General features: G+C 65.4%; 16 protein-coding genes. 10 read left to right on the forward strand and 6 right to left on the reverse strand.

Annotated features, from left to right (window positions below; genetic code table 11):
- Positions 1 to 122: 122 nt before the first annotated feature.
- The gene (locus tag SIDU_RS02670) at positions 123 to 488 is read right to left on the reverse strand and encodes a PRC-barrel domain-containing protein (RefSeq protein ID WP_007684193.1); all 366 of its coding nucleotides are present in this window, start codon (positions 486 to 488) and stop codon (positions 123 to 125) included.
- A gap of 89 nt (positions 489 to 577) precedes the next feature.
- Between SIDU_RS02670 and SIDU_RS02675 the strand changes: the two genes are divergently transcribed.
- Positions 578 to 1,009 (forward strand): OsmC family protein, encoded by a 432-nt coding sequence (locus SIDU_RS02675; RefSeq protein WP_007684195.1) that lies wholly within the window; start codon positions 578 to 580, stop codon positions 1,007 to 1,009.
- Here SIDU_RS02675 and SIDU_RS02680 read toward each other — a convergent pair.
- Positions 1,001 to 1,906 (reverse strand): DMT family transporter, encoded by a 906-nt coding sequence (locus tag SIDU_RS02680; RefSeq protein ID WP_007684198.1) that lies wholly within the window; start codon positions 1,904 to 1,906, stop codon positions 1,001 to 1,003. The two genes, SIDU_RS02675 and SIDU_RS02680, sit on opposite strands and share 9 nt — an antisense overlap.
- 660 nt (positions 1,907 to 2,566) lie before the next feature.
- Between SIDU_RS02680 and SIDU_RS02685 the strand changes: the two genes are divergently transcribed.
- A complete protein-coding gene (locus SIDU_RS02685; RefSeq protein WP_007684199.1) occupies positions 2,567 to 3,169 on the forward strand; it encodes a hypothetical protein in 603 nt (200 codons plus the stop codon).
- Between the two features lie 135 nt (positions 3,170 to 3,304).
- Here the strand turns inward: SIDU_RS02685 and SIDU_RS02690 are convergent, their stop codons facing one another.
- Positions 3,305 to 3,934, reverse strand: a complete 630-nt coding sequence (locus SIDU_RS02690; protein WP_007684200.1) for a YdeI/OmpD-associated family protein — start codon at positions 3,932 to 3,934, stop codon at positions 3,305 to 3,307.
- Positions 3,935 to 3,940: 6 nt separating this feature from the next.
- Positions 3,941 to 4,678: a bifunctional 2-polyprenyl-6-hydroxyphenol methylase/3-demethylubiquinol 3-O-methyltransferase UbiG gene (gene ubiG / locus SIDU_RS02695; RefSeq protein ID WP_007684201.1), complete on the reverse strand. Its 738-nt coding sequence runs from the start codon at positions 4,676 to 4,678 to the stop codon at positions 3,941 to 3,943.
- A gap of 148 nt (positions 4,679 to 4,826) precedes the next feature.
- Between ubiG and SIDU_RS02700 the strand changes: the two genes are divergently transcribed.
- From SIDU_RS02700 to SIDU_RS02710, 3 genes are all read left to right on the forward strand, one after another.
- Positions 4,827 to 6,092 (forward strand): aspartate kinase, encoded by a 1,266-nt coding sequence (locus tag SIDU_RS02700; protein WP_007684202.1) that lies wholly within the window; start codon positions 4,827 to 4,829, stop codon positions 6,090 to 6,092.
- Between the two features lie 120 nt (positions 6,093 to 6,212).
- Positions 6,213 to 7,223, forward strand: a complete 1,011-nt coding sequence (locus SIDU_RS02705; RefSeq protein ID WP_007684203.1) for an NAD(P)H-dependent flavin oxidoreductase — start codon at positions 6,213 to 6,215, stop codon at positions 7,221 to 7,223.
- Between the two features lie 114 nt (positions 7,224 to 7,337).
- Positions 7,338 to 8,150 (forward strand): hypothetical protein, encoded by an 813-nt coding sequence (locus SIDU_RS02710; RefSeq protein WP_037510308.1) that lies wholly within the window; start codon positions 7,338 to 7,340, stop codon positions 8,148 to 8,150.
- A gap of 85 nt (positions 8,151 to 8,235) precedes the next feature.
- On the opposite strand, the gene SIDU_RS02715 is transcribed toward SIDU_RS02710, so the two are convergent.
- On the reverse strand, positions 8,236 to 8,670 hold the full coding sequence (locus SIDU_RS02715) for a winged helix-turn-helix transcriptional regulator (RefSeq protein ID WP_007684204.1): 435 nt from the start codon (positions 8,668 to 8,670) through the stop codon (positions 8,236 to 8,238).
- A gap of 102 nt (positions 8,671 to 8,772) precedes the next feature.
- Between SIDU_RS02715 and SIDU_RS02720 the strand changes: the two genes are divergently transcribed.
- From SIDU_RS02720 to SIDU_RS02740, 5 genes are all read left to right on the forward strand, one after another.
- Entirely contained in the window at positions 8,773 to 9,513 is a 741-nt protein-coding gene (locus tag SIDU_RS02720) for an SDR family oxidoreductase (protein ID WP_007684205.1), read from the forward strand.
- A gap of 79 nt (positions 9,514 to 9,592) precedes the next feature.
- Positions 9,593 to 9,955: a DUF1428 domain-containing protein gene (locus SIDU_RS02725; RefSeq protein WP_007684208.1), complete on the forward strand. Its 363-nt coding sequence runs from the start codon at positions 9,593 to 9,595 to the stop codon at positions 9,953 to 9,955.
- Between the two features lie 12 nt (positions 9,956 to 9,967).
- Positions 9,968 to 10,762: a VOC family protein gene (locus SIDU_RS02730; RefSeq protein ID WP_007684210.1), complete on the forward strand. Its 795-nt coding sequence runs from the start codon at positions 9,968 to 9,970 to the stop codon at positions 10,760 to 10,762.
- Positions 10,763 to 10,787: 25 nt separating this feature from the next.
- Entirely contained in the window at positions 10,788 to 11,279 is a 492-nt protein-coding gene (locus SIDU_RS02735) for a VOC family protein (protein WP_007684211.1), read from the forward strand.
- Positions 11,276 to 11,743: an SRPBCC domain-containing protein gene (locus SIDU_RS02740; RefSeq protein ID WP_007684213.1), complete on the forward strand. Its 468-nt coding sequence runs from the start codon at positions 11,276 to 11,278 to the stop codon at positions 11,741 to 11,743. Before SIDU_RS02735 ends, SIDU_RS02740 begins: the two co-directional genes overlap by 4 nt.
- A gap of 249 nt (positions 11,744 to 11,992) precedes the next feature.
- Here the strand turns inward: SIDU_RS02740 and SIDU_RS02745 are convergent, their stop codons facing one another.
- Complete coding sequence (locus SIDU_RS02745) at positions 11,993 to 13,162, reverse strand: pyridoxal phosphate-dependent aminotransferase (protein ID WP_007684215.1); 1,170 nt, start codon at positions 13,160 to 13,162, stop codon at positions 11,993 to 11,995.
- Positions 13,163 to 13,189 lie beyond the last annotated feature (27 nt).

Raw genomic sequence — 13,189 nt, forward strand, 5'->3', positions numbered from 1 at the left:
AGACAATAGGCAAGCGACAAAATGTGTCGAAATCTGGGCAACCCGATTCATCTGGGGTTCATATAGCCGAAAGGGTCGCGGAGGCGCCGCCTTTGCGCAGCCCGGGACCGCCGGAACGCTCCTCACCAGGGGTAGATCAGCCCATAATAGTGGAAGACGCTGCGGCCATAGGCGTCGTCATAATCGGGGCGCTCGTCCGGCAGGTGGCGGGGCGCCTGGTCCAATATGTCCTTGGCCAAGTCCACCACATAGCCGCCCTTTTCCGTGTCGTAGTTCAGCATCGACCAGGGCAGCGGATAATGATCGCTGCCCATGCCCAGGAAGCCGCCGAAGGACAGCACGGCATAGCGGACCTGCCCGCTGCGCTTGTCCACCATGAAGTTCGAGATGTGGCCCAGCCGCTCCCCCTGTCGGTTGTAGACGGTGGTGCCCTCGACCCGGTCGGATGCGATCAGGTCGCCATGATTTTCCCTCGCCATGTCAGACATCGTCACTCTCCTGCGAAAAAATCGCGTTATGATGATGAACCATGGGGAACCGGCCGGGTTCCCCACGGCAGGCGAACAGGAGGACGGTCATGAAGATCAATCGCAGCGGATCGGCGGTATGGAGCGGCGGCCTGAAGGACGGCAAGGGCGCGATCTCCACCCAGAGCGGCGCGCTGGACGCGCATCCCTATGGTTTTGCGACGCGCTTCGAAGGGGTGCCGGGCAGCAATCCCGAAGAACTGATCGCGGCCGCCCATGCATCCTGCTTCACCATGGCGCTGTCCCTGATTCTTGGCGAAGCGGGGCTGACGGCGGAGAAGATGGAGACGAACGCCGTCGTGACGCTGGAACAGCAGGAGGGCGGCTTTGCCATCACGGCGAGCAGGCTGAGCCTGAAGGCGACCATCCCCGGCGCGGACGAGGCCCGTTTCCAGGAACTGGCGGCCAAGGCGAAGGCCAATTGCCCGGTGTCGAAGCTGCTGAACGCGGAGATCAGCCTGGACGCGGAACTGCTAGGCTGAAGGCGGGGGCGGGGCGCGGACATGTTCGCGCCAAGCGATGTACAGGCCGCTCCCGACGATCAGCGCCGCGCCGATCCAGGTCGTCGCCATCGGCCAATTGCCCCAGATCGCCCAGCCGAGCAGCGTGGTCCAGACGATGGAGCTGTAGTCCATCGGCAGCACCACGGAAACGGGCGCCCGGCGCAGGGCGGCGGTCATGCAGATCTGCGCGATGCCGCCCGACAGGCCGATCAGCAGCAGCAGGCCCCATGTCGCGGCGTCATGGGCCTGCCCGTGGAACAGCATCGCCGCGCCCAGCGGCGGCAGGGAGAGGAGGGTGAACCAGAAGACGATCACCCCGGCGCTTTCCGTGCGGCCCAGTTCGCGCAGGACCAGGCTGACGCAGGCGGTGACGAAGGCGGCGGACAGCGCGACCGCGACGCCGACGGCGGGGAAATGCCCCGCATCCGGCCGGACCATCACGATCACGCCCAGAAAGCCGATGAGCACCGCGGTCCACCTGTGGATGCCGGTCGCCTCCCGCAGGATGAGCGCGGACAACAGGGTGCCGAAGATGGGCATGGTGAAACCGATGGTCACCGCCTCCGCCGGCAGCAGCAGGATGTAGGACAGGAAATTGAGCAGCATGCCGGTCATGCCGATGACCATGCGGGTGGCGTGGACGCCGATGCGCCGGGTGCGGATCGATCCCGCGCCGGTCGTGGTCGCGATCCAGGCGAACACCACCGGCAGCGCCAGCGCCTGGCGGTAGAACAGCGATTCGACCACATGGACCCCGCGCGCATCGGCCAGCCGGACCGTCACGAACATGACCGACAGGCAGATCACCGCGACCAGCCGCAGGCCGATGGCGGCGAGCGGACGATGCGGGTTGTTGGATGGGGATGGGGGCGGCATGCAACCGCCTTAGCCCCGCTGCGCGATGACGCAACCGTCCAAGGGGGATGGGCGGGTCCGGGTGGGCGCGACCCCGGACTTGATCCGGGGGAGCTTCCGGCTCTGTTTGGAAATGCGCCTTTCGGCGCACCGCATCATATGGGTGGCCGGGTGGGGGAGAGGGCTGGTGCCGCCTCGAAATGCGATCTTCCGCGCGTTTCCAAACAGACTCTTAGCCGTTGCAAAACAACGCTGATGTCGCGCCGGCCCACCCCCTAGCCCCCTCCCGCCTGCCGGAGGGGGAATGACGGCTCTCCACCCAAAATCGGTTGTCCAAACCCAAAATCGGTTGTCCAAGCCGCCCGCCATGAAATACCGAACGGAAAATACCCATTTGATCGCCGGAGATCGATGAAAGGACGCAATTCCGCCATGCTTCCGGATGCGTCATTAATGTCACTGTCAACAAATAATTAATGGCATTTTTATGGCAAAATGTTAATGTTGTATTTGCGGGGTCCAGTCGATTCTGCGAGGTCCATCATGTCCAGGTTGAGGATGGCGGCGGGTGCCGCCAGTTGCTTTGTCGCGCTCTTTTTCGGCGGTGCCGCGTCTGCGGGGGAGGCACGGTGCTGGCAAGGCTATGAAATCGAAGCGGCGCGAGTCAGGGATTTACAGATCATGTTGATGCTGGGATCGCTGAAATGCCGGTCGACCAATAGCGAGATCACGGCGAAATACGATAAATTCCACGAGAAGATGGGAAATGCCGATAAATATAATAATGCGTTGAAACTGCGCTTCATGCGCGAAAACGGCATAGCTGACGGACAGCGTGCCTATGATGATTTCATAACCAGACTGGCCAATAGTCATAGCGATGGCGTCCAGACGGCGGGTTTCTGCCAGATGGCCGACACGCTGCTGAGCTTGGCGACCGACGCCGGTGCGAATGAACTGCCGATGCTGGCCCGGAATTTCTCGGAAAAACCGGCCGGGGTCGGAGATGTGTGTGAAGTGACGGCCGCTGCGGCGGCGGCTCCGGCAAGCGATCCGGTGACGCTGGCGACAACGGCGGCGGCAGTGGCGGAGACGGCAGCGCCCGTCACGCCGCAATCCGTCACGCCGCAATCCGCTGCGGCGGCGCTGGAGGCGGCCGCGGTCGCGCTTCAGTCGGCCGCGGCGAGCCTCAAGACCCAGCCCGGTGCGGCCGGCGCGGCGACGAACGACGCCGCGGCGGATGCGCAACCGACGCTGGTGGCGGTGGCGAAGCCCGTAAGCTGAGAGTGGGAGAGGTGCCGCGCCTTTGGGGGAGCGCGGCATGGGGGCGATGTTCAGCCCCGGAACGCTTTTTTAGTCCCCGCCGCGTTCCCTTCGTTTCCGCTCCGGCTTGCCGGTCGACCCGTCGGCGGTGAGTGCTCAGCGCTTTTCATATTTCCAGTTGCGGCCCTTTCCTTCCGCGATCCATTCGATCGCCTGGGCGATGCGCTTGTCGCGCGTGGCGTCGGTCTTCGCCTCATTGATCCATTCGCAATAGTCGCGGATCTTGCCGGGCGGGAAGCCTGCCCAGATCGCCGCGGCGGCGGGATCGGCCTCTATCGCGGCGGCGAAGGCGGGATGCGGCGGGAGCGGCGCGCGCGCCTCCCTGGTCCCGGCGCGGGGTTTGTCGCCCGCGTCGATCAGCGCCATGGCCTTGGCCAGCAAGGCCGTCAGTTCCGCGTCGGCGGGCAGGTCCTCCAGACTGGCGATCCGGCCGAATTGGCCCATGGCTTCATCGCTGGCGCCGGCCCGCGCCATCTTGTCATGCCAGAAGCCGAAGGCGACATGCCGCCGGAAGCCCGCCATGTTGCAGAGATTCTGCCCCCGATAGGTGAAGAAGGGCATGCTCCATTTCATAGTCTCCCCGATCTCCGGCCCAATCTCCGGCCCAATCTCCGGCCCAGTTTCCGGCGAGGCGGCGTGAATCAGGGCGCGCAGATGGGCGAGGATGGGCCGGGCGAAATCGGCCTGTCTGGCAATATAGGCGTCGATGCGGGAATCGGCCGCCATCGCCTTTTATCCCTGCCGATGCCGGGCGGTCAGCAGATAGTCGATTGCCTGGTTGGGCGAGAGGATGAAGCCCCTGCCGGGCGTGAAGCTGATGCCGGCGCTGTCGATGACTTCCAGGCCTGCATCCTCCAGCAGCTTCGTCAGTTCCTCCGGATTGATGAATTTATGCCAGTCATGCGTGCCCTTGGGGATGCCGCCGACGCTTTCGCCGATGGTGATCATGGCCAGCCGGGACAGCGGCGTGCGGTTGGGCGTGGAGAGGATCAGCAGGCCGCCGGGCGCCAGCTTTTCCGCCAGCGCGGCGACGAAGGCGGCCGGGTCCGCCACATGCTCTATCACCTCCATCGAGGTGACGAGGTCGAAGCCGCTTTCCTCCAACTGCTCCACCGGGGTGGCGCGATAGTCGATGGCGAGGCCTTGTCCGGCGGCATGGCTGCGCGCCACGGCGATATTCTCCTTCGCCGCGTCCAGCGCCGTCAGCGCCGCGCCCATGCGGGCCAGCGGTTCGGAGAGCAGCCCCGCGCCGCAGCCGACATCCAGCGCCCGCCTGCCCGCGAGCGGACGGAAGCTCCGGTCAAGCCCCGGCCAGTGCCGGTCGATAGCGTCGCGAATATAGCGCAGCCGCACGGGATTGAGCTTGTGCAGCATGGCGCTGCTGCCCTTGGGATCCCACCAGTCGGCGGCCATGCCGCCGAAATGCGCGGCCTCGCGGGGGTCGATGGTGCTGGAAGCTGTGTTCGCCATGACCGTCCTGCTACCAGCGTCCGCCGCTCCGCGCCATATGCGCTTTGCGGCCAAGGTTGCCATATTCGCCGCTGCTGCTAATAGGAGCGCCGTTTTCGCGCCCCCATGGGGCATTTATTTCTTTTCAGCAGGCAGGCTCGACAGGCAAATGGCGCGCATCGTGATGAAATTCGGCGGCACCTCCATGGCGGGGATGGAGCGAATTCGCAACGTGGCCGCGCGCGTCAAGCATGTGGTCGAGCAGGGCCATGAAGTCGCCGTCGTCGTGTCCGCCATGGCGGGCGAGACGGACCGGCTGGTGGGTTTCTGCAAGGAAGCCTCGCCGCTCTACGACCCGGCGGAATATGACGTCGTCGTCGCCAGCGGCGAGCAGGTGACGAGCGGCCTGCTGGCCATGACGCTGAAGGCGATGGGCGTCGACGCGCGAAGCTGGCTGGGCTGGCAATTGCCGATCCGCACCAACGAAGCCCATGCCAAGGCGCGCATCGGGGAGATCGACACGGTCGACCTGCTGGCGTCGATGGGATCGGGCACCGTGGCGGTGATCCCCGGTTTCCAGGGCATGATGGAGGATGGCCGCATCTCGACTTTGGGCCGGGGCGGTTCGGATACCTCTGCGGTGGCCGTGGCGGCGGCGCTGAAGGCGGATCGCTGCGACATCTATACCGACGTTGACGGCGTCTACACCACCGACCCCCGCATCGTGGCGCGGGCGCGCAAGCTGGACCTCGTCACCTATGAGGAGATGCTGGAACTGGCCTCGGTCGGGGCGAAGGTGCTCCAGACCCGCTCGGTCGGCCTCGCCATGAAGGAAGGCGTGGTCGTGCAGGTGCTTTCCTCCTTCGACGATCCCACGCAGGACGACCTCCCCGGCACGCTGATCGTCAGCGAGGAGGAACTGGAAGCCAAGCTCAAGGAAGACAAGATGGAACGTCAGCTCATCACCGGCATCGCCCATGACAAGAATGAGGCGAAGATCACCCTGACCCGCGTGCCGGACCGTCCGGGCGCGGTGGCGCATATCTTCGGGCCGCTGGCCGATGCCGCGATCAACGTCGACATGATCATCCAGAATGTCGGCCGCGACAAGGGCGAGACCGACGTGACCTTCACCGTGCCGGGCGCGGACCTGGCGCGCGCGCTGGACGTGCTGGAGGGGCAGAAGGACGTGATCGGCTTCAACCGGATCATCCCGGACACGAAGGTGGCGAAGGTGTCGGTCGTGGGCGTCGGCATGAAGAGCCATGCGGGCGTGGCGTCGGCCATGTTCCAGGCGCTCGCCGATCGCGGGATCAACATCCTCGCCATCTCCACCAGCGAGATCAAGGTGTCGGTGCTGATCGACGAGGATGAGACCGAACTGGCGGTGCGCGTGCTGCATACCGCCTATGGCCTGGACGCGCCGGTCGCGTAAGCGAACCTCTTTACTAAGGTCGTCATTCCCGCGAAGGCGGGAATCCATCTCCAACCCCATCCCCGGTCGCAACGTCGGGAGATGGATCCCCGCCTCCGCGGGGATGACGGGAAAGAACGAATGAGCAAGTCGAAACTGCAATCCCTGATGGCCCGCGGCACCGATTTCCTGGGTTGCGAGGTCGCGATCCTGTGCGGGGCGATGAGTTGGGTGTCGGAGCGGCATCTGGTCGCGGCCATCTCCAATGCGGGCGGCTTCGGCGTGATTGCCTGCGGGGCGATGACGCCCGACCTGCTCGACAAGGAGATCGCGGCGACTAAGGCGCTGACCTCCAGGCCGTTCGGCGTCAACCTCATCACCATGCATCCGCAGCTTTTCGACCTGATCGACGTCTGCGCGAAACATGAGGTCGGCCATGTGGTGCTGGCAGGCGGGCTGCCGCCCAAGGGCAGCATAGAGGCGATCAAGCAGAAGGGCGCGAAGCTGATCTGTTTCGCCCCGGCGCTGGCGCTGGCGAAGAAGCTGGCCCGTTCCGGCGTCGACGCGCTGGTGATCGAGGGGATGGAGGCGGGCGGCCATATCGGCCCGGTGTCGACCAGCGTATTGGCGCAGGAAATCCTGCCCGAAATGGCGTCGCAGTTGCCGGTGTTCGTCGCGGGCGGCATCGGGCGCGGGGAGCTGATCGCGGGCTACCTGGAGATGGGCGCGGCGGGCGTGCAGCTTGGCACCCGCTTCGCCTGCGCGACCGAGAGCATCGCCCATCCCAATTTCAAGAAGGCCTTTTTCCGCGCCTCCGCCCGCGACGCCATCGCCAGCGTGCAGATCGACCCGCGCCTGCCGGTCATCCCCGTGCGCGCCCTGAAAAATGCCGGGACGGAGGCCTTCACCGCCAAGCAGCGGGAGGTCGCCAACCTGCTGGACAGCGGCGCGGTCGACATGGGCGAGGCGCAGTTGCAGATCGAACATTATTGGGCGGGCGCGCTGCGCCGCGCCGTGATCGATGGCGATGTCGAGGGCGGGTCGCTGATGGCCGGGCAGTCGGTCGGCATGGTGTCGAAGGAAGAGCCGGTGGCCGACATCATCGCCCAGTTGATGGACGAAGCCGCCGTGGCGCTGGAGCGGCGCGCCTGAAAACAGGACAGGGTGAATCCGTGACCCGATGAGCCGAACCCCGGCGCGCTCGTCAGGAACGCATGGCTTTGCCATGAGTTTGTTCTGTCCTGACAATGATCAAAGGATTTCGGGGTGCCGTTGCGACCCGTCGTTCGCCGTTTTTTCGAGCTTGCATCCGTAACCGCGCTCGCGCTGGTCGCGGGCTGTTCCACCCCGGAAAAGGCGCCGCCCACGCCCCCGCCGCCGGTGGTGCCGACCATCAAGCCGCTGCCGCCCATGGGCGCGGTGGAGGATATGAGCATTCCGGAGGTCGCGACGGACGGCAGCTATCTGACCCCCAATCGCGGCGTCACGGCCAATACCGCGCTCTGGCATGTGCGCATGGCGCTGAACGTGGCGGCCCTGTCCTGCCATGGCGTCAACGAACCGGCGCGCATCCAGTATAACCGGATATTGCATGTGCATCAGGCGGCGCTGCGGGAGGCCAATGCCGCGGTCGACCGCAATTATCTGGCCGCCTATGGAACGGGCGGGCTGAAGGCGCGGGAGTTGCTGAACACCGTCGTCTATAATTTCTTCGCCCTGCCGCCCGTGACGAAAAGCTTTTGCCCGGTGGCGATCGATGTCGGCGCGAAGATATTGGCCATGCCGTCCGACCAGTTGCTGGCCTATGCGCCCGAAGCGCTGATCGCGCTGGAAAAGCCGTTCCAGGATTTTTACGCGGCCTATGCCGACTATCTGCGGCGGCTGGCGGAATGGCAGTCGCGCTTCGGCGGAACGGTGACGGTGGTGGCGTCGCCCACCCCTTTGCCGCCGCCGCCGATGGCCCCCAGGGAAGTCGCGTCGGGTTTCACGCCCGTCAGGGTGCCGGGCGCGCCGGTGCTGGTCGAGGTGCCGACCTTTCCCCTGACGCCCATGCGCGAGACGTTCGTGCCGGTGGAATAGCTCAGGACAGGCTTGTCGAAGGGTCGTACTTCTCGTCAAGAAGGAGTGGGCTTCGACAGGCTCAGCCCGAACGGGGAGGGGGTGTTTAGTCGCGCGCGTCGAAGCGGCGGCGGGCATCTTCCACCGCTTCCAGATGGCGTTCCGCCCAGACCCAGACGCCGCAAAAGGCGGCGCTCAAACTGTTGCCGAGGGGCGTCAGCGCATAGTCGACGCGGGGCGGGACCACCGGATGGACGGTGCGGGTGAGCAGGCCGTCGCGCTCCATCTGGCGCAGCGTCTGGGTCAGCATCTTCTGGCTGATCCCCTCCACCTGCTCGGCGATGCGGGTGAAGCGCAGCGTGCCCTTCTCCTCCAGCAGTTCCAACACCAGCAACGTCCATTTGTCGGCGATGCGGCCGATCAGCTCGTTCACCAGCCGCTCGATTCGCGGGTCCAGCGGCGCTTCGGGATTAGCCTCGATAAAGGCCTCCGCTTCAGAAATTTCATCGGGAGCGAAGCGCTTGGCCAGCGGATTTTCCATTTCTTACTTTCCGGTACCTATGGAACTTTACGGTGCCTTCTTTCCAAAAGAGAGTAAAGGCATAAATTGTCGCTCACATCATCGCTTCAAAGGAGAAAACCCATGGACAAGAGCGGCAACACCATCCTCATCACCGGCGGCGGATCGGGCATCGGCGCGGCGCTGGCGCATGAATTCCATGCGGCGGGTAATCGGGTGATCGTCGCCGGGCGGCGGCAGGCGGCGCTGGACGCCGTCGTGGCGGAGCATCCCGGCATGGCGGCGATGACCGTCGACATGGGGGATGCGGCGGCCATCGCGGCCTTCGCCGACAGGCTCGTCGCGGACTTCCCGGCGCTCAACGTCGTGGTCCACAATGCCGGGATCATGGTGGTGGAGGAGCAAATCGACCTGGCCGTGGCGGAAGCGACCGTCGCGACCAATTTGCTGGGGCCGATCCGGCTGACCCATGCCCTGCTGCCGCACCTGCTGGCGCAGCCCGCCGCGACATTGATGACGGTGACGTCGGGTCTGGCCTTCGTCCCGCTGGCGGCGACGCCGACCTACAGCGCGACCAAGGCGGCGCTGCATAGCTGGTCGCAGTCGATGCGGCATCAGCTCAAGGATACGGGGATCGAGGTGATCGAACTGGCGCCGCCGGGCGTGCAGACCGACCTGATGCCCGGCCATGCGGAAAATCCGCAGATGATGCCGCTGGACGACTATATAGCGGAGGTCATGGGGCTGCTGCGCCAGCAGCCCGCGCTGGAGGAAATCTGCGTCGAGCGGGTGAAGTTCCTGCGCGAGGCGGAACGGCGCGGCGATTTCGACCAGGTGTTCGAGGCGCTGAACGGCGCGCATTGAACGGGACGCCCGGCTCCGCTTGCAGAGGCGGAGCCGGCCCCCTATCCTGCACCGGCCAGGGGGCATGAGGAGAGACGTCATGAGCTATATGGACGGTTTCGTGATCCCGGTGCCCAAGGGCAATAAGGAACGGTACAGGGAAGTCGCGGCCTATGCCGCACCGATCTTCATCGAGCATGGCGCGCTGCGGATCGTGGAATGCTGGGCGAACGACATCAAGCCGGGCAAGGTCAACGATTTCCGCACGGCCGTCATCGCGGAGGAGGATGAGGAGGTCGTCTTCTCCTGGATCGAATGGCCCGACAAGGAAACACGGGACGCGGGCGCGGAGAAGGTCATGAACGACCCCCGGATGCAGCCGCAGGAGGGGGAGGACATGCCCTTCATCGGCGCGCGGCTGATCTACGGCGGGTTCGAGGTGCTGCTCGACGCCAGGGCGTGAGGGAGAGGGACGATGACCGACCTGAACGGCAAATTCTTCTGGTATGAACTGATGACCGGCGATCCGGCGGCGGCCATGGCCTTTTACGGCGATGTCGTCGGCTGGACCTTCCAGCCCTTCGGGGCCGATCACGGCTATCATGTGGTTTCGGGCAGCGCCGGGCCGACGGGCGGGATCATGGCGATCCCGGCCGACGCCGCCGCCCATGGCATGAGGCCCTGGTGGGGCGGCTATGTCGGGTCGCCCGACGTGGACGCCGATGCGAAGCGGCTGGCCGAGGCGGGCGGCAGCGTGCAGCGGGCGCCGGAGGACATAGCGGGCGTCGGGCGCTTCGCGGTGATGGCCGGTCCGGGCGGGGCGCCGTTCATGCTGCTCAAGGGCTCCAGTCCGGAGGGGATGGACCCGCCGCCGCCGATGGCGAACGGGCATGTCGGCTGGCATGAACTCTATAGCGGCGATTTCGACGCCGACCTGGCCTTCTACACGTCCATGTTCGGCTGGGCGAAGGGCGAGGCGATGGATATGGGCGAGATGGGCAGCTACCAGCTATTCTCGCAGGATGGATCGACAAGCTTCGACGGCATGAGCGGCGGCATGATGGCGCTGCCGAAGGAAATGCCCGCGCCGCTGTGGCTGTTCTACTTCGTCGTGCCGGACATCGACGCCGCGACGGAGAAGGTGAAGGCGGGCGGCGGAACGGTGCTGAACGGGCCGATGGAGGTGCCGGGCGGGGCCTGGATCATCCAGGCGACCGACCCGCAGGGCGCGATGTTCGCGCTGGTGGGCATGCGCGCAGCCGGGGAGTGACGGCCGAAGGATAAGGAGAGGAACCATGTCCAGAATTTCACCCTGCCTGTGGTATAATGGGCAGGCGGAGGAAGCGGCGCGTTTCTACGTGTCGATCTTCGGCGGGTCGGTGGATTTCATCAACCGCTTTCCGCAGGACCAGCCCACGCCCGCTCCGTTCAAGGGTGGGGACGTGCTGATGGTCGAATTCACCCTGTTCGGCGAGAGCTATCAGGCGCTGAACGGCGGGCCGAAATTCGGCTTTACCGAAGCGGTGTCGCTGTCCGTCGCGTGCAGGGACCAGGCGGAGATCGACCGCTATTTCGACGCCCTGACCGCCGATGGCGGATCGCCGGGGCCGTGCGGCTGGCTGAAGGATAAATATGGCCTGTCCTGGCAGTTGGTGACGCAGGAGATCATGGACCTCTACAAGACGGGCGACGGGCCGGGCATCCAGCGGATGATGACGGAGATGATGACCATGCAGAAGCTGGACACCGCCCGGATGAAGGCGGCCTTCGAAGGGGCCGCGTCATGAGCGCCGCCATATTCGAACTGTCGGTGACATGCCATGTCGCCGCGCCGCGCGAGATTGCGTGGAAAGTGTGGACGGACCTGAAGGATCAATGGTTCTGCCCAAAGCCCTGGCGCGCCGAGGTGATCGAGGAGGATCTGCGCCCCGGCGGGCGGAGCGCGGTGCGCATGTTCGGTCCCGATGGCGAGGATACGGGGCCGATGGAGGGCGTGTTTCTGGAGGTCGTGCCGGGCGAGAAGGTGGTGACGACCGATGCCTATGCCTCCGGCTGGATACCGCAGACGCCGTTCATGACCGCGATCTGGAGCTTTGCCGACGAGGGGGAGGGGACGCGCTTCACCGCGACGGCACGGCATTGGGATGCCGAGGCGATGGAGAGGCACAAGGAAATGGGCTTCCATCCTGGGTGGGACCAGATGGCCGAGCAGTTCAAGACATTGTGCGAGGCTTCGACGGCGAGCGCGTAGGGAAGCGGCCAAGAGCGGGCCTATCCTGTTCCTCCCCATCGGGAGATGGGGAGGGGGACCGCCGCTGAAAGCGGTGGTGGAGGGGAATGGGGCACAACCTGCGTATTTCCCCTCGACCATCGGCTGCGCCGACGTCGAAGAGAGTCAGTGCCACGCTGCGCGTAGGGAGGAATTGGCGTAAGTTTCGGTGCACAAGAAAAGGGCGCCCGGCTTGCACCGGACGCCCTTTTCTTTACCCTTCGGAAGCGATCAGGCCTTGTAGACCTTCTCCACCGCCGAGCGGAATTTCGCCATGTCGTCGGCCGAACCCACGGTGACGCGGGAAACGGTGGGCCAGATCGGCCAGGCGCGGCCGATCTGCACCTTTTCCGGCGTGGCGAGCAAGGCGGCCTGCATCTCCTTCGCGGGCTTGGTCTTCCAGTCGACCATGAACATGTTGGCCTCGCTGCCGGCGTGCACCTCTATGCCCTTCTTGGTAAGCCAGGCGATGGTTTCCTCCCGGTTCGCGATCATTTCGGCGCGGCGGGCCTTGATCAGGCCCGCTTCGGGATAGACCGCGTTGCCGCAGGCCATGGCGGTGATCGACAGGCCGCCCGCCGTGGGACCGAACAGGCTGATGCGCTTCTGCACTTCCGGATCGGCGAAGGTCAGGCCCAGCCGCACGCCCGCCATGCCGAACAGCTTGGAGAAGGTCCGCATGACGATCAGGTCCTTGCGGCCCGCCACCAGCTTCGCGGCGTTGGGGCCGTCATACCAGTGGATATAGGCTTCATCGACCAGCAGGAAGGAATCCTTGGGCTTGTTCGCCAGCAGCCATTCGATGTCGGCCATCGGCGTGATGGTGCCGGTCGGGTTGTTGGGCGTGCAGATATAGTAAAGCCCGGCATTGGGGTTGGCGGCCAGCATCGCCTTGACGTCATGGCCCTTGCCGATGGCCTGCGGCGCCTTCGCGATGGGGGCCTTCAGATAATCGGCGGTGCGCCAGGCGGATTCGAAGGTCGGATCGGCGGTGACCAGCCCCTTGGTGGGCGAGCAGAAGGCCGCGACCGTGCTGACCAGCGGGCCGCCCGAACCGGGCCACAGCATGATGTGGGATTCAGGAATGCCCTCCACCTTGGCGATGGTGGCGATCAGGTCGCCCTTGTAATTGTCCGGATCATACCAGTTGCCGACCGCGGCGGCCTTCGCGGCGGCCTGCACGCCCGGCTCGAACGGGCCGGTCCAGCATTCGTTGGCGCCGATGCGCACCGCGCCCTTGATCCCGCGGGAGGCCTGCTGCTGCGCGAAGGCGGGTTGGATCAACAGGTTGCCGGCCGCCGCGCCGGCAGCCATCAGGGCGGAAATCCTGCCGATCGTGCGGCGGGAATAGCCCCGCTCCAGCAGGTCTTCGCGGGCGTCCTTTTCCAACATCATGGTCATGTCGTCTGTTCCCCTAATTGTTCCACC

This window comes from Sphingobium indicum B90A (assembly GCF_000264945.2).
GTDB classification, from domain to species: Bacteria; Pseudomonadota; Alphaproteobacteria; order Sphingomonadales; family Sphingomonadaceae; genus Sphingobium; species Sphingobium indicum.